16 protein-coding genes are annotated in these 18,948 nt (G+C 69.8%); 10 read left to right on the top strand and 6 right to left on the bottom strand.

From position 1 onward, the window contains the following. The first annotated feature begins 392 nt into the window (after positions 1–392). Both CHAN_RS00985 and CHAN_RS00980 read left to right on the top strand, forming a co-directional pair. Positions 393–650 (top strand): hypothetical protein, encoded by a 258-nt coding sequence (locus CHAN_RS00985; protein ID WP_290290925.1) that lies wholly within the window; start codon positions 393–395, stop codon positions 648–650. A gap of 252 nt (positions 651–902) precedes the next feature. Then, positions 903–1,538 (top strand): hypothetical protein, encoded by a 636-nt coding sequence (locus tag CHAN_RS00980; protein ID WP_290290923.1) that lies wholly within the window; start codon positions 903–905, stop codon positions 1,536–1,538. Between the two features lie 147 nt (positions 1,539–1,685). On the opposite strand, the gene CHAN_RS00975 is transcribed toward CHAN_RS00980, so the two are convergent. After that, positions 1,686–3,185 carry a catalase gene (locus tag CHAN_RS00975; RefSeq protein WP_290290921.1) on the bottom strand — a complete coding sequence of 500 codons (1,500 nt, stop codon included), beginning with the start codon at positions 3,183–3,185 and terminating at the stop codon, positions 1,686–1,688. 255 nt (positions 3,186–3,440) lie between these two features. On the opposite strand from CHAN_RS00975, the gene CHAN_RS00970 reads away from it, so the two are divergent. Next, positions 3,441–4,040 (top strand): RNA polymerase sigma factor, encoded by a 600-nt coding sequence (locus tag CHAN_RS00970; RefSeq protein ID WP_048743360.1) that lies wholly within the window; start codon positions 3,441–3,443, stop codon positions 4,038–4,040. A 727-nt stretch (positions 4,041–4,767) separates the two neighbouring features. Here CHAN_RS00970 and CHAN_RS00965 read toward each other — a convergent pair. Both CHAN_RS00965 and CHAN_RS00960 read right to left on the bottom strand, forming a co-directional pair. Next, positions 4,768–5,799, bottom strand: a complete 1,032-nt coding sequence (locus tag CHAN_RS00965) for an aspartate-semialdehyde dehydrogenase (RefSeq protein ID WP_290290917.1) — start codon at positions 5,797–5,799, stop codon at positions 4,768–4,770. Between the two features lie 174 nt (positions 5,800–5,973). Next, complete coding sequence (locus CHAN_RS00960; protein WP_290290915.1) at positions 5,974–7,239, bottom strand: aspartate kinase; 1,266 nt, start codon at positions 7,237–7,239, stop codon at positions 5,974–5,976. Positions 7,240–7,472: 233 nt separating this feature from the next. On the opposite strand from CHAN_RS00960, the gene CHAN_RS00955 reads away from it, so the two are divergent. Then, positions 7,473–8,318: a DMT family transporter gene (locus CHAN_RS00955; RefSeq protein WP_048743355.1), complete on the top strand. Its 846-nt coding sequence runs from the start codon at positions 7,473–7,475 to the stop codon at positions 8,316–8,318. Positions 8,319–8,430: 112 nt separating this feature from the next. Here CHAN_RS00955 and CHAN_RS00950 read toward each other — a convergent pair whose 3' ends face one another. Beyond that, entirely contained in the window at positions 8,431–9,768 is a 1,338-nt protein-coding gene (locus CHAN_RS00950) for a putative hexosyltransferase (protein WP_290290912.1), read from the bottom strand. 385 nt (positions 9,769–10,153) lie between these two features. On the opposite strand from CHAN_RS00950, the gene leuA reads away from it, so the two are divergent. From leuA to CHAN_RS00925, 5 genes are all read left to right on the top strand, one after another. Continuing rightward, positions 10,154–11,977 (top strand): 2-isopropylmalate synthase, encoded by a 1,824-nt coding sequence (gene leuA, locus CHAN_RS00945; protein ID WP_048743351.1) that lies wholly within the window; start codon positions 10,154–10,156, stop codon positions 11,975–11,977. Beyond that, positions 11,978–13,069 carry a DNA polymerase III subunit epsilon gene (locus CHAN_RS00940; RefSeq protein ID WP_290290909.1) on the top strand — a complete coding sequence of 364 codons (1,092 nt, stop codon included), beginning with the start codon at positions 11,978–11,980 and terminating at the stop codon, positions 13,067–13,069. It begins immediately after the preceding gene. Positions 13,070–13,110: 41 nt separating this feature from the next. Continuing rightward, the gene (locus CHAN_RS00935; RefSeq protein WP_290290907.1) at positions 13,111–14,400 is read left to right on the top strand and encodes a MurT ligase domain-containing protein; all 1,290 of its coding nucleotides are present in this window, start codon (positions 13,111–13,113) and stop codon (positions 14,398–14,400) included. Continuing rightward, positions 14,393–15,223, top strand: coding sequence for a type 1 glutamine amidotransferase (locus CHAN_RS00930; RefSeq protein WP_290290906.1), 831 nt, complete (start codon positions 14,393–14,395; stop codon positions 15,221–15,223). Before CHAN_RS00935 ends, CHAN_RS00930 begins: the two co-directional genes overlap by 8 nt. 348 nt (positions 15,224–15,571) lie before the next feature. Beyond that, complete coding sequence (locus CHAN_RS00925) at positions 15,572–16,378, top strand: GntR family transcriptional regulator (RefSeq protein WP_082144524.1); 807 nt, start codon at positions 15,572–15,574, stop codon at positions 16,376–16,378. 150 nt (positions 16,379–16,528) lie between these two features. On the opposite strand, the gene CHAN_RS00920 is transcribed toward CHAN_RS00925, so the two are convergent. After that, on the bottom strand, positions 16,529–16,981 hold the full coding sequence (locus CHAN_RS00920) for a PTS sugar transporter subunit IIA (RefSeq protein WP_290290905.1): 453 nt from the start codon (positions 16,979–16,981) through the stop codon (positions 16,529–16,531). After that, positions 16,978–17,214 carry a PTS sugar transporter subunit IIB gene (locus tag CHAN_RS00915; RefSeq protein ID WP_048743342.1) on the bottom strand — a complete coding sequence of 79 codons (237 nt, stop codon included), beginning with the start codon at positions 17,212–17,214 and terminating at the stop codon, positions 16,978–16,980. The genes CHAN_RS00920 and CHAN_RS00915 overlap by 4 nt, the downstream gene beginning before the upstream one ends. Before the next feature lie 378 nt (positions 17,215–17,592). Here CHAN_RS00915 and CHAN_RS00910 point away from each other — a divergent pair, with 378 nt between their 5' ends. After that, entirely contained in the window at positions 17,593–18,948 is a 1,356-nt protein-coding gene (locus tag CHAN_RS00910) for a PTS transporter subunit EIIC (RefSeq protein ID WP_290293237.1), read from the top strand.

The following is an 18,948-nucleotide window of genomic DNA, read 5'->3' as shown; positions in this document are numbered from 1 at the left end:
AGTTTGGCCGGGGCGAACCCCGAAACATCTCGTTCACCTCGATAATGAGGCTAGCCTTGCCTGCGAGAAAGTCGTTACACAATCGTTTCCGCTGGCAGTGCCAAAATTAGAAAGAGCTAACGTCGTTACCTTCCCGATGGTGAAGGTAAACAACTCGTAAACAACTGGCACGCAGCGCTTTTAGGGATACGTCAATAAACGCCATAACCCCTTACGTTTGGGGCGTTTTCGGCAAGTTCGAAGGCGGAGATAACGATTGCGCAAAGCCAAGAACGGTCTTAGTGTCTACCGCGAGAGATTCAGGGAGACCTCAGGGGGTCGACCACCCGCGCGCCAAGCGCAAAGGTTCTCAGCCACCACTTCGCACTCAGACACAAAGGGGAGTCGTTCACATGGACGCCAACACCATTTCCGCCATCGCCGAGGTCGTCGCCGCCGCGCCGACCGGTCCGTACATCACCTTCGAGACCCCGTTCCCGGCCCTGGAGCAGATCGCCGGCCGCGACGTCAACCTGGGTTCCACCTTCGGTGACATCAACATGCCGTTCGGCGAGGACTTCCTCGACGTCCACACCGAGGATGACCACTCCACCCACGTTTCCGACATCCTGGACATCAACGCGGGCAACGGCGTCGCCACCAAGGGCTAGTAACGGCCTCCGGCTCGAATCACCGATTCGAGCCACCCGCGAGCTCAGCTCGCACGCACGGGAATCCCCGTCCAGGCGGCGGCCCCGGAATGCCACGGCGTTCCGGGGCCGCTTTCGGCCACGTTGCCACCGCGTTCCAAGTGAGCGTTCTGCCTGCACGGGGTTTCCCCCCATCGCCCGCGCGACCGGCCCCACGCCGGTCGCGTCCGCCCCGTCATACGCACAGCTGCAGCATTCAGAAGGAAGCGCCTAATGGACGCCGCCACCATTTCCGCCATCGCCCAGGTCGTCGACGCGATCCCGGATGGCCCCTACATCGTCGTCGAATCCCCTTTCCCCGCCCTCGAGCGCATCGGCGGCGGCGACGTGAATCTCGGCTCGACGTTCGGTGACATCAACCTCCCGTTCGGCGAGGACTTCCTGGACGTCCACACCAAGGACGACAACTCCACCCACGTGTCGGACATCACCGACGTCAACACGGGCAACGGCATCGTCACCGACTCGATCGACGTTCCGAAGCCCGAGACCCCCAAGCCCGAGACCCCGGCCACCCCCGAGACTTCCGGCGGCAACGCCGCGGAGACCGCGGAGAACACCGGGGCGTCCAAGCCCGCCGAGGGCGCGGACGCCGCCAAGCCGTCCGAGGCCGCTGCGGCCACCCAGGCCGCCCAGGCCGCCGCCCCGGCTGAGGCCGCCGAGGCCGCTCAGGCCGCCACCCCGGCCGAGGCTGCCGAAGCCGCCAAGCCGGCGGAAGCCGCCACTCCGGCCGAGGCTGCTCAGGCCGCGACCCCGGCCGAGGCCGCCGAGGACGCCGTGGCCGCCACTCCGGCGGAGCCCGCCGAGTCTCCGGCTTCCCGGCTTTTCCCGAAGCTCTTCTTCGCGTAAAACCGGGCCGATCGCGTCCGGCGGGGCGAGTCCTCCCCTCTTCCCGCCGACGACCGAAACCCGCCCCGGGCCACCGCCGAACCATTGGTTCGCGGTCGCCCCGGGGCGGGTTTTCCGTGCCGCAGGTGCGCGGCGCAGCGGTTACGCCTACTTGGCGGCGGTGAAGCGCTTGCGCACCTCCGCGCCGAGCCACTCGTCGACGTTGGTCCAGTAGGCGTAGACGCGCTCCTCGACCTCCGGGGTCACGCCGGCCATGGCGCGGGCGATGTTGCCGGCCAGGCGGTCGCGGGCGGCGTCATCGAGGACCTCGCGGACCAGGATGCCCGCCTGGATGAAGTCGTCGTCCTCCGGGTGCTCCACGTACGCGCCGCGGAACGGCTCCTCGCCCTCCGAGGCCCACAGACCGAGGTCGCCGTGGTCACCCGACTCCTGGGAACCGCGGCCGGCGGCGTTGGAGCCGTGGACGGGCAGCTTCGGGTCGGCGAAACGGTGGGTGGCGGCACCGTCCTGCGCGAAGGAGTTGACCTGCACCGTCGGGCAGTTGACGGGCAGCTGGTCGGAGTTGGCGCCCAGGCGGTAGCGGTGCGCGTCGGCGTAGGCGAAGGCGCGGGCCAGCAGCATCTTGTCGGGCGAGAAGCCGATGCCCTCGACCAGGTTCGACGGTGCGAACGCGGCCTGCTCGATCTGCGCGAAGAAGTTGCGCGGGTTCTCGTTCAGGGTGAAGTGTCCGACGTCGATGAGCGGGTAGTCCTTCTGTGACCAGGTCTTGGTCAGGTCGAACGGGTTCCAGCGGTACCCGGCGGCCTCGTCGAAGGGCATGATCTGCACCTTGACGTCCCACGTCGGGTAGTCGCCGCGCTCGATGGCGTCGAAGAGGTCCTTGCGGGAGTGGTCGGTGTCGCGGCCGACGAGTTCCTCGGCCTCGGCGTCGGTGAGGAAGTCCCAGCCCTGGCGGGTCTTGAAGTGGTACTTCACCCAGAAGCGCTCGCCGGCTTCGTTGATCCACTGGTAGGTGTGCGAGCCGAAGCCGTCCATGTTGCGCCAGGTCTTCGGGATGCCGCGGTCGCCCATCAGGTAGGTGACCTGGTGGGCGGACTCCGGCGAGGAAGTCCAGAAGTCCCACTGCATGTTGGCGTCGCGCAGGCCGGTGTCGGGCAGGCGCTTCTGGGAGTGGATGAAATCGGGGAACTTGATGCCGTCGCGGATGAAGAACACGGGGGTGTTGTTGCCGACCAGGTCGTAGATGCCCTCGTCGGTGTAGAACTTCAACGCGAATCCGCGGACGTCGCGCCACCCGTCGGGCGAACCCTGCTCGCCGGCGACCGTCGAAAAGCGGGCCAGCATCGGGGTCACGGCGCCGGGCTGGAACAGGCCGGCCTTGGTGTAGCGGGAGACGTCGCCGGTGATGGTCAGCTCGCCGAAGGCGCCGCCGCCCTTGGCGTGGACGACGCGCTCGGGGATGCGCTCGCGGTTGAAGTGGGACAGCTTCTCGATGAGGTGCACGTCGTGGATCTGCACGCCGCCCTGGGGGCCGGTGGTCACGGAGTGCTGTTCGGAGGAGACGGGGGCGCCGTTGAGGCGGGTGGTCGGGCCGTTGGAGGTGCCCGTGTCCAGGCCCTGGTCGGCGATGTCCTTGCTGGAGGTCATGAGTGGTGCTCCTTGGTGATCCTGGGGCGTCCTCTGCGCGGTCGGCGGCGGGTGGTCCGCGGCCTTGCTTTGCGACGCCCATGTGGGGCCGGTTCGCCGAGTCGGAGCCCTGGGGCGGGGCTTTCCGGCAGTGCTTCCCGGCGGTGGTTCCGATGATAGCGGACTTATCAGTCTCGCGCTATCTATAGCCCCGTATTGTTGGGGTTGGGCTTATCGAATGCACCCCCGCATGAGTCGCCTTGCTATGGTGTCTTCATGACTGATCGGCAGCGCGAAGACGACCGCGTCACCGCCCTGGCCCTGAAAGCGGGCCGCGGTGACCGCGCGGCGCTGACCGAGTTCATTCGCGCCACCCAGCAGGACGTTTGGCGCCTTCTGGCCCACCTGGCCAACACCGACGTCGCCGACGATCTGACGCAGGAGACGTACCTCCGCGTCATGTCCGCGCTGCCCCGTTTCGCCGGCCGGTCCTCCGCCCGCACGTGGCTGCTGTCGCTCGCCCGCCGCGCGTGGGTCGACTCCGTGCGCCACGACATGGCCCGGCCCCGCAAGTCCGCGGTGGCATGGGAGGACGCCACCCAGGCATCGTCCACGGGCACGTCCTGGGCCGAACTGGTCGACGCGCGGGTGCTCATGGAATCGCTGGACCAGGACCGTCGTGAAGCGCTGATCCTGACCCAGGTGCTCGGCTACACCTACAAGGAAGCCGCCGACATCGCCGGCGTGCGCGTGGGCACCATCCGCTCCCGCGTGGCCCGCGCCCGCCAGGACCTCGTCGCCGCGACCGAGGGCAAGGGCGATGGCGCCGCCGACGAGGACGACGAGCCTGGCAAACGACACCTCGCCGCGATTTAGGTTTCGCGTCCCGCGACGTTGCGCTGCGATCGGCTCGCGGCGTTTCGAGCGGCTTCTGCGGCCTTGAGGTCGGCCCGTGGCATTGCGATCGTCTTCCGCGGCGGTTGAGCTGTCCCCGCCACCGCGACCGCCCGTGCCGAATCGGCTAACCCACCCCGAATCGGGCCGGCCTGCGCAACCGCCGTGGCAGACCCACCCCGAATGTGCAGACCCACCTGTTACAGCGGGTGGGCCTGCGCATTCGGGGTGGGTTTAGGCCAGGGGGCGGCACACGGGTGGCGATGGAGCCCGCATGGGCGACGCTAGCGCGAAAACGCAGCCACTCGATTCCGTCACCTGGCCTTTTATCGACGTTCACTTGGTCAGTGGCTGCAGTTTGCGCCTAACTCCAAGCAACCTGCGACCCCTCTCCGTGCAACTCCGGCGCCGGGCGGTGAATGGAATGCCGCGTGGCGAAATCGATTGCCCATTAGTGACGTGCGCTTGTGCCCACTGGGTGCCGTGCGCGCGTGCCCCACTGGGTGCCGTGCGCCTGATGTGGCGGGTCAGCCGCCACATATTCAGCCGCCGCACATGTCGAAAGGCGGGGCCGCCGGGACAATCCCGGCAACCCCGCCTCTCCTTTTGTCAGGCCGCACTCGCTTTCGGCCCCGATCGAGTCACGCTCGTTCTCGGGCCCAGCTGAACACCGCTGGGCCCGCCGGCTCCGCGGAGCCCGGCCACGGAACTAGACCAGCAGCTCGGCGATCTGCACCGTGTTCAGCGCGGCACCCTTGCGCAGGTTGTCGCCGGAGACGACCAGCACCAGGCCGCGCCCCTCCGGCACCGACTGATCCACGCGGATGCGGCCGACCAAGGACTCATCGATCCCCGTCGCCGCCAGCGGGGTGGGCACGTCGACGAGCTTCACGCCCGGGGCGTCGCCCAGCAGCTCCTTCGCCCGCTCGACGTCAATCGGCCGCTCGAACTCGGCGTGGACGACCAGCGTGTGGCCCGAGAACACCGGCACGCGCACGCAGGTGCCCGCCACCGCCAGTTCCGGGATGTCCAGGATCTTGCGGGACTCGTTGCGGAGCTTCTGCTCCTCGTCGGTCTCCAGCGAACCGTCGTCGACCAGGCCACCGGCCAGCGGCAGCGCGTTGAACGCGATCGGCTCGACGTACGGGCCCAGATCACCGGCCTGCAGCGCGGAGCCGTCGGTGGCCAGCTTCTCCATCTCCGGCTCGTTCGCGCGAACCTGATCGGCCAGCGTCGACACGCCCGCCAGACCCGAACCCGACACCGCCTGGTACGAGGCGACCCGGAGGCGCGCCAGACCGGCGTCATCGTGAAGCGGCTTGAGCACCGGCATCGCGGCCATCGTGGTGCAGTTCGGGTTCGCGATGATGCCCTTCGGCGTGTTCTTCGCCTCCGCCGGGTTGACCTCGGAGACGATCAGCGGCACCTCCGGGTCCTTCCGCCACGCCGACGAGTTGTCGACGACCGTGGCGCCGGCCGCCGCGAAACGCGGCGCCTGCTCCTTCGACAGCGTGCCGCCCGCCGAGAACAGCGCGATGTCGATGCCCTTCAGGTCCTCGTCGGACGCCGCGGCGACGTCCTCCACCACGATGTCCTTGCCGCGGAACTCGATGGTCTTGCCCGCCGAACGCGCGGACGCGAAGAAACGGACCTCGTCCGCCGGGAAATCCCGCTCGGCGAGAATGCTGCGCATCACGCGGCCGACCTGGCCCGTGGCACCGACGATGGCGATGGTGGTCATGCGAAAACCCTCCTGGGGTGCCGGCCCCGCGGCGCGGGAACCGAAAAAGTGTGGAACCTGAAAAATCGTGGGAAAGCGGGCGGGCGCGGGGTGGCCGGCGCCTCCGGTGGTCCGATGGCCCGGCGGACTGGCCGCCCGCGCCCCGGCGGACCAGCGGACCAGCGGACCCGAGCCCTAGCGGCCCGTGCCCGCGTAGACGACGGCCTCTTCGTCGCCGCCGAGCTGGAACGCCTCGTGCAGCACGCGCACGGCGACGTCCAGGTCGGTGTCGCGGATCAGGACCGAAATGCGGATCTCCGACGTCGAAATCAGCTCGATGTTGACGTCGGCCTCGGCCAGCGCCTCGCAGAACGTCGCGGTGACGCCGGGGTGCGACTTCATGCCGGCTCCCACCAGCGAAACCTTGCCCACGTGGTCGTCGTAAAGCACATCGCGCCAGTCACCCTCGGCCTGCAGCTTCTTCAGCAGCTCCAGCGCGCGCGGCCCGTCCTCGCGGGGGCAGGTGAAGGTGATGTCCGTGCGGTTGTCGTCGATGGACGAGACGTTCTGCAGGACCATGTCGATGTTGATCTCCGCATCCGCCACCGCGCGGAACACCTGCGCCGCCTGGCCCGCGACATCCGGGATGCCCAGGATGGTGATCTTGGCTTCCGAGCGGTCGTGCGCGACGCCGGTGAGAACTGCTTCTTCCACGGGAATATCCTCCACTGTTCCGTTGACGAGGGTGCCGATTTCATTGCTGTAGGACGACCGCACGCGCAGCGGCACGTTGAACGCCCGCGCGTACTCCACGCAGCGCAGCTGCAGGATCTTCGCGCCGACGGCGGCGAGCTCGAGCATCTCCTCGAAGGAGATGGTGTCCAGGCGCTGGGCGTTGGGCACGATGCGCGGGTCGGCGGTGTACACGCCGTCGACGTCGGAGTAGATCTCGCAGACGTCGGCCTCCAGCGCGGCGGCCAGCGCCACGGCGGTGGTGTCCGAGCCGCCGCGGCCCAGCGTGGTGACGTCCTTCGTCTCGCGGTTGACGCCCTGGAAACCGGCGACCAGGCAGATGTGGCCCTCGTCCAGCGCCTCGCGGACGCGGCCCGGCGTGACCTCGACGATGCGGGCGTTGCCGTGGCGCTCGGTGGTGATCACGCCGGCCTGCGAGCCGGTGAACGACCGCGCCGACGCGCCCAGCGAGGCGATGGCCATGGCGACCAGCGAGTTCGAGATGCGCTCGCCGGCGGTCAGCAGCATGTCCATCTCGCGCGCCGGAGGAACCGGGTTGACCTGGCTGGCCAGGTCCATCAGCTCATCGGTGGTGTCGCCCATCGCCGAGCACACGACGACAACGTCGTGGCCCTGCTTCTTGGTCTCCACGATGCGCTCCGCCACCCGGCGGATGCGCTCCGCGTTCTCCAGCGATGAACCACCGTACTTCTGTACGACCAATGCCATGGTCGGCGTCCTCCAGACCTGTTCGTCCGTCAGCCCGTGCGCAATCCGCCCGGGCGGTCACCTCCGTGCGTGAACGCACTCGGGTTTCCCGTAAACGATACAACAGGGGCCGCCGCCGCTGCGTCCCGAGTTTTGCGCGGTCGGGCGGGGCTTCGGGGGCCGTCGGGCGCGGCGGGCGGCGCGTCGGTCGCCGCTCCCGCTTTGCGACGACCGCGTGCGGGTAATCTGGCGTCGTGCACAATCAAGTCCTCGCGATCATGTTGGGCCTCGGCTCGGCGTTGTCGATCGCGTGGGGGACCGTCATCCGCCACCGCCTCGCCGATGAGCTTCCCGACGACGCCGGGACCATGTCCGGCGTGTGGTCGGTGGTTTCGCGGCCGATGTGGTGGGCCGGGGTGCTGCTGGCGTTGGCGGGGTATGGCCTGCAGATCGGCGCGCTGGCCTTTGGCACGTTGCTGCTGGTGCAGCCGCTGTTGGTGATGTCGCTGATGTTCACGTTGCCGTTGGCGGCAAGGATCGCGGGGCGGCGGATTTCGAAGTCGGAGACGGCGTGGGCGGTGCTGCTGACCGTCGCCGTGGCGGTGCTGGTGATGTTGGGGCGGCCATTGCCGGGCGATCCGCAGCCGCCGCTGGCGCGCTGGATTCCGGCGCTGGCCATCGGCGCGGTGGTGTTCGCGGTGATGTACCACGCGGCGGGCACTCTGCTCAGGTCGGAGAAGGCGCTGGTTCTGGGATTGGCGACGGGCTGGTTGTACGGCTTCGTCGCCGTGTTGTCGAAGGCCGTCGTGGACATTTGGGTGCACGGCGACTTGGGGGAGTTCGTCCGCTCGTGGGAGCTGTGGTCGCTGCTCGCCTTGGCGTTGGTGGGCGTGGCGGTGCAGCAGGCGTCGTTCAATGCGGGGGCGCTGCGGAATTCGTTGCCGGCGATGACGTGCGCGGAGCCGGTGGTCGCGTTCGCGCTGGGGTATGCGGTGCTGGGCGAGAAGTTCCAGACGCAGGGCTCGCAGTGGGTATGGATGGGTGCGGCGCTGGTGGCGATGATCGCGTCGACCGTGGCCCTGTCGCGCAAGAGCGTGTAGCCCCGCCCGGCGCGCACGCCCGCCGCTTTCTCCCCTCGTCTTTCCGCCCAGTGTGGCGGCGAGTGTGCGGCCGCGGACGGCCATGTGGGCAGGCGGCAGGTGGCGGACGCCGTCAGATCGCCCACGGGAAGGGCACCAGCATGTACGCCCCGACCCACGCCGAACCCAGCACCCACGCCGCGAGCACCCAGGCCCGGGCGAACGCGCGCATCCTCGCCAACGGCGCCGCGAACACGAGCAGCACCAACACCCCCGACAGGAACAGGCGCGGCCTCGAATGCATCAATCCGTCGCTGACCAGCACCTGCCCGACCGCCAGACACGAGAACACCAGCACCGGCCAGCAGGCTCCCCACCGGTCGACGAACGCCGCGGCCGAGTAAGTCCGGTCACCCACGGCGGACGGCGCGGGATCGACCACCTCGTCGCGCTCCCCCGCATCGCCACGCTCCCCCGCGCCGCCGCGCTGCCCCGCGCGCCACGCCAGGATCCTCGCCACCGCCCACTCCGCGAACGCCCACGCCAGGGTCGCCGCCACCGCGACGATCACGGCGGCGGACACGAAATACCCGGTTTCGCGCGATTCGAAGAAGCTCCGCCACAACCACCGCAGCGTCGCGGCCCCGCCGTCGACCTCGGAGTTCCAGCCGCGGGCCTGCGCGCCGAAGTACCCGCCGGCGTCGCTCAACCGCGCCGACGACCACGCCAGATACGCCGCCCACCCCACCGGCGCCACGGCGACGGCCGCCCACGCCCGCGGGTTGCGGCGGTCACCGGCCAGCACGGCGACGGCCAGCACGAGGAACAGCCCCAACGCCGTCGACCGGGTCAGCCCCGCCAACAGGAACAGCACTGCGGCGCGGCCCCATCGCTTGTCGACGACCGCCACCAACCCCCACCCCGCCAGCGCCAGGAACAGGGCCTCCGTATAGGGCATGAGCATGACGACGGCCATGGGAGCGGTCGTCACCGCCACAGACGCCAGGACCATCGCCCGGCGCGGCGCACCCATCCGTCCGGCGAGGGCGGCCGCCGCGAACGCGAAGGCCACACCGGCCACCAGCGAAATCAGGGCGCCCGCCCAATCGGCGGGCAGGAACGTCACGAACGACACCGCCCGGATCAGGTACGGCATCAGGGGGAAGAAGGCCAGCGACCGCCAATGCCCGGGGTCGCCGTCGACCTCCCCGAGCCCGAAGTAACCGCGTTCGGCGATGTCCCGCATCCACTGGGCGTCCCATGCATTGAGGCGATCCCACGTCTCCCGCGCGACCTCGCCCATCCCGGCGGGCGTCCACACCCCGGCAAACGTCCCCGCTCCGGCAACCGCACCGGCCCCACTCACGGCACCCGCCCCGGCCGACGCCTCCTGCCCCCGCAGATCCACCGCGACGGCGATGGCCAGCACCGCGACGACGACCACGCGGGTGACCGCGTACCACCCCGCCACGGCGACCCACGGAAAGCCTTGCGCCGCTGCACCGCGACCCCGAATCCTGGACACGCACCCAGGATGGCACGGGCACGGGCGTCGCAAAGCAAAGCGACCGCCGATCCCCCCCGCCGGAACGTTCGTGTTGGGGACGCCCGCGGCCCGGTGTAGGCTGCATCACATGCAGCGTGCACTCCTCCTTCTGTGCCGCGGCGGGGCTCGACTTTAAAGGGCCGGCTCCCCGTCGCGGGATTTTTTCGTGCCGGCCAGCCCCCTTTGAAAACCCCCTCGAAAAGCGATCCGCCCATGCCCGGCGGCCATCTCGCGGACGGCCCACGCGCCACCGCACCCAGGCCCCGGCGGCACGGGAAAGCGATCGCGACGAAAGGTAGAGTCGACCCCCATGTCCCCCACTGACGCCTTCATCTCCGCCCCCTCCCGCATCACCACCCCCGACGGTGAGATCCCCGAGGGCCAGGCGCCCTGGAACAAGCAGCGCAACTCGGCCATGCCGATCAACCGCTACCAGCCCTACGACGTAGAGGTGCAGGACTTCCAGCTGCCCGACCGCACCTGGCCGGACAAGCGCATCACCAAGGCCCCCCAGTGGTGCGCCGTGGACCTGCGCGACGGCAACCAGGCGCTGATCGACCCCATGAGCCCCGAGCGCAAGCGCCGCATGTTCGAGCTGCTGGTGCAGATGGGCTACAAGGAGATCGAGGTCGGCTTCCCGTCGGCGTCGCAGACCGACTTCGACTTCGTCCGCGAGATCATCGAAAAGGACATGATCCCCGACGACGTCACCATCCAGGTGCTGGTCCAGGCGCGCGAGCACCTGATCCGCCGCACGTTCGAGGCCTGCGAGGGCGCGAAGAACGTCATCGTGCACTTCTACAACTCGACCTCCATCCTGCAGCGCGACGTCGTGTTCCGAAAGGACAAGGAGGCCATCAAGAAGATCGCCACCGACGCCGCCGAGCTGATCAAGTCCATCGCCGCCGACTACACCGGCACCAACTGGCGCTGGGAGTACTCGCCGGAGTCCTTCACGGGCACCGAGGTCGAGTACGCCAAGGAGGTCTGCGACGCCGTCACCGCCGTGATGGAGCCGACGCCGGAGAACCCGATCATCATCAACCTGCCGTCGACTGTGGAGATGATCACCCCGAACGTCTACGCCGACTCCATCGAGTGGATGGACCGCAACCTGGAGCGCCGCGACTCGATCATCCTGTCGCTGCACCCCCACAACGATCGCGGCACCGGCGTGGCCACCGCCGAGCTGGGCTACCTAGCCGGCGCGGACCGCATCGAGGGCTGCCTGTTCGGCAACGGCGAGCGCACGGGCAACGTCTGCCTGGTCACCCTGGGCCTGAACATGCTGACCCAGGGCGTCGACCCGCAGATCGACTTCGGCGACATCGACCAGATCCGCCGCACCGTCGAGTACTGCAACCAGCTGCGCGTGCCGGAGCGCCACCCCTACGGCGGCGACCTGGTGTTCACGGCGTTCTCGGGCTCGCACCAGGATGCCGTGAACAAGGGCCTGGACGCGATGGCCGACAAGATCCGCCCGGGCGCCGACGTGAAGACGCTTACCGACGACGAGCTGCGCAAGGCCGTGTGGGAGGTCCCGTACCTGCCCATCGACCCGAAGGACGTCGGCCGCTCCTACGAGGCCGTCATCCGCGTCAACTCGCAGTCCGGCAAGGGCGGCGTGGCGTACATCATGAAGTCGGACCACGGCCTGAACCTGCCGCGCTCCATGCAGGTCGAGTTCTCGTCGGTGGTCCAGGCGGTCACCGATTCCGAGGGCGGCGAGATCAACTCGAAGGCGATGTGGGACATCTTCGCCGGCGAGTACCTGGACCGCGAGGCCCCGGTGGAGCAGATCGCGCTGACGGTCGACGCCCCGCAGGTCGAGTCGGACGAGACGCGGGTGCAGGCCCGCGTTGTGTACCAGGGTTCGGAGCACGTCGTGTCGGGCCACGGCAACGGCCCGCTGGCGGCGTACGCCAACGCGCTGGAGCAGCTGGGCATCAACGTCGAGGTCCAGGAGTACAGCCAGCACGCCCGCACCGCCGGCGATGACGCCGAGGCCGCCGCGTACGTCCTGGCGGACGTCAACGGCCGGAAGGTCTGGGGCTGCGGCATCGCCGGGTCGATCACGTACGCGTCGCTGAAGGCCGTCACGTCGGCGGTCAACCGCGCTCTGGCCGAGGCGTAGATGGACCGCTCTCCGTCCGGGGAGGCCGGTGCCCCGCTTGACGACGACCGCGTCGCGGGTGCCCCGCCGGCCACCGCAGATTCGGCGTCCTCCGTGGAGGGGGGCGCCGATTCGGCGTGCCCGTACGTCGCCGCGGTGGTGAAGTCGACGGGCATCCACCCGAAGTCGGCGCGGATGGTGTCGCTGGGTTTGGCGGAGTTTTCGGCGGACGGGGAGATCGGGCGCACGTGGCACGGGGTCTTCACCATCGGGGAGGATCCGGGCCCGGTGCACCTGCATGGGCTGGAGCCGGATGACCTGGAGGGCGCGCCGCGGTTCGGCACGGTGCTGGGCACGGTCGGCGAGTTCCTCGACGGCCGGGAGCTGGTGACGCATGATCTGCCGCGGACCTGGGGTTTCATCGTGGAGGAGGCCAAGCGCGCCCGTCGCCACGCCAACCGCGCCAATCGCGGGCGGCGGGGCCGTGGCCGTGGCCGGGTCCGCGCGGGCCGCATCCCCGCGCCGGCGGCGGTGACGGACACCCTGGTGACCGCGCGGCGCCAGTCGGTTGAGCTGCCGGACACCCGCCTGCGCGGCGTGGCCCGGGCGTATGGCCTGGATGCGCCGTCGCCGGTGGCCAGCGTGGAGAACATCGGGGTGCCGGAGCGCGAGCGGACCATGGGCGACGTCGAGTTGCTCGTGGAGCTGTGGCGGGCGCAACGCGAGCGCGGCGGCTTCGCCACCTGGCCCACCGAGGAGCTCCGGGCCGACCACGTCGGCCTGCAGCGCTCGAGCGTGCGCGTCGATGCGATGGAGGCCCCGCGGCCGACCGCGAACCCGGGCAAGTACCGGCCGGGCGGGAAGCTGAAGGCGGGCATGGAATTCGCCATCGCGCCGGAGCTCGCCTCGCCCGCCGACGACATCATCGGCGCGGGCGTCGCCGCCGGTCTGGCGTATTCGGAGAAGGTCACCCGGGAGACCTCGGTGCTGGTGTGCAACCGGCCCGCGGACGTCACTCCGGAGGAGCTCGTGGGCAAGGCGATGCACGCGCACCGCAAGGAGATCCCGCTGGTCAGCGACACCGCTTTCCTGCGCCTGCTCGACGAGATGTGAACCGCACCGGTTCGCGCCCGGCGAGGGCCTAGAATGCCCCCATGACCAAGAGCAGCAGAACCAGCCGCATGAGCCCGCGGTCGCGCTTCGCGACCGCCGTGGCCAAGGCGGCGACGTGGGCCTCGCGGCGTACCGGCCGCGGCTCCGGCGGAATGATCGGCGGGCTGATCGCCCAGAAGCTCGACCCCCGCATCCTGGGGCAACTCGGCGGCGGGCGACCGGCGGCGATCATCACCGGCACGAACGGAAAGTCCACGACGACCCGCATGCTCGCCGCGGCGATGCGCGCCGCGGGCGACGGGGTGGCCACCAACGAGGGCGGCGACAACATGGACGCCGGCGTCATTTCGGCGCTGATGGCCTCGCCGCACGCGGACACCCTGGTCCTGGAGGTCGACGAGCTGCACGTCGCGCACATTTCCGCGGATCTGAAGCCGCGGGTGCTGGTGCTGCTGAACCTGTCGCGCGATCAGCTCGACCGGGTGGGGGAGATCAACAAGATCGAGCGTTCCCTGCGCGACGCGGTCAACGCGAACCCGCAGGCGACGGTCGTGGCGAACTGCGATGACCCGCTGATCGCCTCCGCCGCGTGGGATGCGCGGAACGTGGTGTGGGTGTCCGCCGGCGGCGGCTGGACCAACGACGCCACCAGCTGCCCGCGCACGGGCGGTCCGATCATCCGCGACGGCGACGACTGGTACGCGGTGAAGGACCTGCCGGGCGGCGGGAAGTTCCGCCGGCCCGAGCCGACATGGGCGATCACGCCCGAGGGAATCGTCACGCCGTACGGCTCCACCCTCCCGCTGAATCTGACCCTGCCGGGCGGCGCCAACCGGGGCAACGCCACGCTGGCCACCGCCGCGGCCGTCGAGCTGGGCGCGGACGCCGCCGTCGCGGCCACCGCCACCGAGGGCGTGGACAACGTCGCGGGCCGATATTCCACCATGCGCGTGGGCGACCACGAGGTGCGCATGCTGCTGGCGAAGAACCCCGCCGGCTGGCAGGAGGCGCTGTCGATGGTCGACCGCGATGCCGACGGCGTGGTCATCGCCGTCAACGGCCACGTGGCCGACGGCGAGGACCTGTCGTGGCTGTGGGACGTGGTGTTCGAGAACTTCGGCGGCCTGTCCGTCAAGGCCTCCGGCGAGCGCGGCACCGACTTGGCCGTGCGCCTGCTCTACGCGGGCATCGAGCACGAGCTGCTGCACGACCCGATGGAGGCCATCGCCGCCTGCCCGCCGGGCCGGGTGGAGGTGCTGGCGAATTACACCGCTTTCCGCGACCTGAAGAAGGCCATCGAACGAGGCACCGAGCGAGGCTCCAATGACTGACCTGAACATCGGCCTGATCCTCCCCGACGTGCTGGGCACGTACGGCGACGACGGCAACGCCCTGGTGCTGCGCGAGCGCGCCCGCCGCCGCGGTTTCGACGCCGAGGTGACGCCCGTCAAGCTGGGGCAGCCCGTGCCGGAGGGCCTGGACATCTACACCATCGGCGGCGGCGAGGACGTCGCGCAGACCATCGCCGCCGAGCATCTGGCGAAGGACGGCGGCCTGGTGCGCGCCGCCGCCGCGGGCCGCCCGATCCTGGCCATCTGCGCCGGATTCCAGGTCCTCGGCGAGTCGTTCCGCGCGGGCGGGCGGGAGGTCGCGGGCCTCGGCCTGCTCGACTGCACCACGACGTCCCTGGAGACCCGCGCGATCGGCGAGATCCGCACCGCACCGCTTTCCGACGAGCTGTCCTCCACGCTCACCGGATTCGAGAATCACATGGGCCGCACGACTCTGGGGGCCGACGCGCGCCCCCTGGGACGGGTCATCCGCGGCGTGGGCAACGCGGGCCCGGAGCGCCAGCCCGAACCGGGCCGCGCGCCGGGTCCGGTGCGCGCGGGCGGGAGCGGGGGCGCGGACGTCGTCAAGCCCGAGGTCGCCGAAACCCCGACCGGCGGCGAGGAAGGCGCGGTGCAGGGCAGCATCGTGGCCACGTACCTGCACGGGCCCGTGCTGGCGCGCAACCCGGAGCTGGCGGACCTGTTGCTGGCCCGGGCGATGGGCATCTCGGTGTCGGAGCTCGAGCCGCTGGAGCTGCCGGTCATCGGCCGCCTGCGCGCCGAGCGCATCGCGTCGAAGCCGCGGCCGAAGAGCGAGCGGTAGGCGCCCGAGCACGGGTGAAAGCCCGGGCCGGGTGAGCCGCCGCGCCTCCGGGTGAGGGTGCGGGAACGAGCGCGGCTGTCACCGTTCGGCGGGTACGGCAGCAATCGGCCGGAGGACGGGCGCGGCGGCAGTGGGTCGGCGACATCACGCGAACTGGTCATGATGGGCATCGCCATCGGGGGCGGGGCCGAACCTCATTCCCGTTCGCCGCGATCGCACCGAAATCCGCCCGTTCCCTGCGCATATGGGCGACTGCGGGGCCAACGGCGAACCGGATTTCCCGGCAAATGAGACGTAATCCTCATTAACTGGCGGGCCACTTGTCATTACCAGTCGTACAATGGAGGCATGAACTCTTCCGCCGACCCAACACCGGCGCACGGTTCGACGGAAACCCCCTCCGACGGCGCTTCCGCCGAACAGCGCACACTCGCCCTCCTGTCGCGCCACAGCATCGAACACGGGCCGACGCCCAAGCACGCCCAGCTCAAGGCGATCCTCACCGAGGTCTGCCACGATGACCTCCGCCCCGGCGACTCCCTGCCCAGCGAACGCGTGCTGGAAGAGGTGTTCGGCGTCAGCCGCATCACCGTCCGCCGCGCCATCAGCGACATGGTCGCCGACGGCACCGTCGAAAGCTTCCGCGGCAAGGGGACGTTCGTCGCCCACCGGCCGCTGCGTTCCGACCTGCACCTGGCCAGCTTCACCGCCGAGATGAAGCAGAAGGGCGCCGAACCGTCGGCGATGATCCTCATCTCCGAGAAAGCGGAGCCCCCGGACTCGGTCGCCCAATTCCTGGGCGACGGCCCGCATCTGCACCTGGCGCGCGTGCGCCTCGGCGACGGGCTGCCGTATTCGGTCGACGACGCCTGGTACAACGCCGAACTGGCGCCCGACCTGCTGGAGCGGGCGGTGCACAAGTCGGTGTACTCGATACTGACGTCGGAGTACGACGTCCCCGTCGACGAAGCCGAACAGGTCTGCACCGCGGCGCCGGCCACCGCCGACATCGGCCGCGCCCTGGGCATCGACGCCGGCCAGCCGGTCCTGCGCATCCGCCGCATGTCCTACAGCCGCGGCCGCCCCGTCGAGGTGTGCACCTCCACCTACCGGCCCGACCGGTACACCCTGCGCATGCATCTGCGCGACGGGTAGGCGGCGCAACGGATCGGGGAAGAACCCGCGCGGAACCGGCGCGAACCCTCGGCGCGCCGGAGATCCCCCCCCCCGAACGCGGCATCGCGGCGCACCCGCACACGCCGGCGGACCCGGCGGGGGCCGGGCCGTCGCAAAGCGAAAGAGGCGTCAGGCCCTGTAGAGCGCTTCCCCCGCGGCGACGCGCGTGCCGGGATCGAGGGCGTCGTGGATGTCGTCGGCGGCGGACTCCATGATCACCACGGGGCAGATCGGGTCGTGGCCCGCGGCGCGGATGGCCGTGACGTCGGCCGTGATGAGCACGTCCCCGACCTCCACGCGATCCTTCTTCTCCGCGTGGACGGTGAACCCCTCCCCCTTCATGTGCACCGTGTCGATGCCGACGTGGACGAGCACGCCGCGGTTCTCCGGGGTCATGATGACCAGCGCGTGCGGCATGATCCGCATGATCTTGCCCGCCACGGGCGCCACCACCTCGATGACGCCCTCCCCCGTCGGCGCCACCGCCACGCCCGCGCCGACCATGCCGGAGGCGAAGACCTCGTCGGGTACGTCCGCCAGCGCCGCCACGTCGCCTGCGATGGGCGAGAAGACGGCGGTCACAGAAGGTCCTCGATGTCCTCCGCGATCAACTCCGCTTCGGGGCCGACCACGACCTGCACCACGTCGCCGGCTTCGACGACGCCCATCGCGCCGGCCGCCGCCAGCGCGTCCTTGTCCACCAGAGACGGATCGTCGACGACCGTCCGGAGCCGGGTGATGCAACCCTCGATTTCGTCGATGTTCCCAGCGCCGCCCAGTCCGGCGACGATGCCGTCGACGTTGATCTTGGCCATGGTGTTCCTCCTGCGGTTTCGGCGGACCCTCCCGGCGAACGGGTGCGCGGCGGCACCGGACCGCCCATGGCCCACGCGGTTTTCGTGCGTCACGTTTCGTGCGTCACAACCCACGGTACCCATGTGACGCGCGGAATAGGGGAAATTGTGACTAAGTTGTCATGGTTGGTCATGACCAGTGCGATAGAATGGTCGGGAAAGCAAACCCACGGACCCTTCCGGAGCAGGTACACGGCCGGCGGGCCCCGATCGAAAGGGACGACGATGTCCTCCACCGACAACGCACCCGGGGGCGCCGCGGCGCCCGCCGCCGGAGCAGACCACGCCGGCTCGGCCGGCACCGCCGCCGTCGCAAAGCCCAAGAAGAAGTCCGCGGCGATGAAGAACCTGCAGAAGCTCGGCCGCAGCCTCATGCTGCCCATCGCCGTGCTGCCCGCCGCCGCGCTGCTGCTGCGCCTGGGCCAGGACGACATGCTGGGCCGCTGGGAGAGCATCACCGTGCTCAAGTGGCTCGCCGCGATCTTCGCCGCGGGCGGCGGCGCGCTGTTCGACAACCTGCCGCTGCTGTTCGCCGTCGGCGTGTCCATCGGCTGGGCGAAGAAGGCCGACGGCTCCACCGCCCTGGCCGCCGTCGTCGGCTACCTGGTGCTCACCGGCGTGTTCAAGGCGCTGTCGCCGATGGTGCTGGAAGGCGAGGTCGACCAGAACGGCGACCAGCTGATGATCAACTACGGCGTCCTCGCAGGCCTGATCATGGGCCTGGTGGCGGCGATGCTGTGGCAGCGCTACCACCGCAAGCGCCTGCCGGAGTACCTCGGCTTCTTCAACGGCCGCCGCTTCGTGCCCATCGTCGTCGGCTTCGCGGCGGTGGTCATCGCCATCCCGATGGTGCTGGTCTACCCGTGGTTCAACCAGGGCCTGACGTGGTTCGGCGACATGATCTCGGAGAACACCGTCGGCGGCGGCTTCGTCTACGGCACGGTCAACCGCCTGCTCATCCCGATCGGCCTGCACCACCTGCTCAACTTCGTGCCGTGGTTCATGCTCGGTTCCTTCGAGGGCGACGCCGGCGTCGTCCACGGCGACATCGCCCGCTTCCTGGCCGGCGACCCGACCGCGGGCGCGTTCATGACCGGCTTCTTCCCCATCATGATGTTCGCCCTGCCCGCCGCCGCCCTGGCGATGTACCACACCGCGCGGCCGGCCCAGAAGAAGGTGACCGGCGGCGCGATGGTATCGCTGGCCCTGACGGCGTTCCTCACCGGCATCACCGAGCCGCTGGAGTTCGCGTTCATGTTCCTGGCGTGGCCGCTGTACGTCACCCACGCGGTGCTCACGGGTTCCTCGCTGGCGGTGATGAACCTGGTCGGCGCCCGCGACGGCTTCGGCTTCTCCGCCGGCGCGATCGACTTCCTGCTGAACCTCGGCATCGCCGAGAAGCCCTGGGCGATCGTCGTGGCGGGCCTGGTCTACGCGGTGATCTACTACGCGATCTTCCGCATCATGATCGTGAAGCTCGACCTGAAGACCCCGGGCCGCGATCCGGAGCTGGATCCGATCGTGCCCGAGTCCGAGCTGACCACCAAGGAGAAGTTCGACCGCACCGCCCAGCAGGCCCAGGCGGCGTACGAACCCGATCCTTCCGAGGTTCATGCGCGCATGACCCAGGATGACGCCGACCGTGCCGTCATCGTCGAGCGAGACGCGGCGGCCGAGAAGGACTCGGGGAAGTAA

The organism is Corynebacterium hansenii (genome assembly GCF_030408795.1).
In the GTDB taxonomy this organism is placed as follows: Bacteria; Actinomycetota; Actinomycetes; order Mycobacteriales; family Mycobacteriaceae; genus Corynebacterium; species Corynebacterium hansenii.
This window is presented reverse-complemented; position numbering and strand designations above follow the sequence as displayed.

Bases quoted from the DNA above. Each gene is read 5' to 3' on its own strand.
- CHAN_RS00985 (WP_290290925.1), top strand. From the start codon at position 393: ATGGACGCCAACACCATTTCCGCCATCGCCGAGGTCGTCGCCGCCGCG.
- CHAN_RS00980 (WP_290290923.1), top strand. From the start codon at position 903: ATGGACGCCGCCACCATTTCCGCCATCGCCCAGGTCGTCGACGCGATC.
- CHAN_RS00975 (WP_290290921.1), bottom strand. From the start codon at position 3,185: ATGACCTCCAGCAAGGACATCGCCGACCAGGGCCTGGACACGGGCACC.
- CHAN_RS00970 (WP_048743360.1), top strand. From the start codon at position 3,441: ATGACTGATCGGCAGCGCGAAGACGACCGCGTCACCGCCCTGGCCCTG.
- CHAN_RS00965 (WP_290290917.1), bottom strand. From the start codon at position 5,799: ATGACCACCATCGCCATCGTCGGTGCCACGGGCCAGGTCGGCCGCGTG.
- CHAN_RS00960 (WP_290290915.1), bottom strand. From the start codon at position 7,239: ATGGCATTGGTCGTACAGAAGTACGGTGGTTCATCGCTGGAGAACGCG.
- leuA (WP_048743351.1), top strand. From the start codon at position 10,154: ATGTCCCCCACTGACGCCTTCATCTCCGCCCCCTCCCGCATCACCACC.
- CHAN_RS00940 (WP_290290909.1), top strand. From the start codon at position 11,978: ATGGACCGCTCTCCGTCCGGGGAGGCCGGTGCCCCGCTTGACGACGAC.
- CHAN_RS00935 (WP_290290907.1), top strand. From the start codon at position 13,111: ATGACCAAGAGCAGCAGAACCAGCCGCATGAGCCCGCGGTCGCGCTTC.
- CHAN_RS00930 (WP_290290906.1), top strand. From the start codon at position 14,393: ATGACTGACCTGAACATCGGCCTGATCCTCCCCGACGTGCTGGGCACG.
- CHAN_RS00925 (WP_082144524.1), top strand. From the start codon at position 15,572: ATGAACTCTTCCGCCGACCCAACACCGGCGCACGGTTCGACGGAAACC.
- CHAN_RS00915 (WP_048743342.1), bottom strand. From the start codon at position 17,214: ATGGCCAAGATCAACGTCGACGGCATCGTCGCCGGACTGGGCGGCGCT.
- CHAN_RS00910 (WP_290293237.1), top strand. From the start codon at position 17,593: ATGAAGAACCTGCAGAAGCTCGGCCGCAGCCTCATGCTGCCCATCGCC.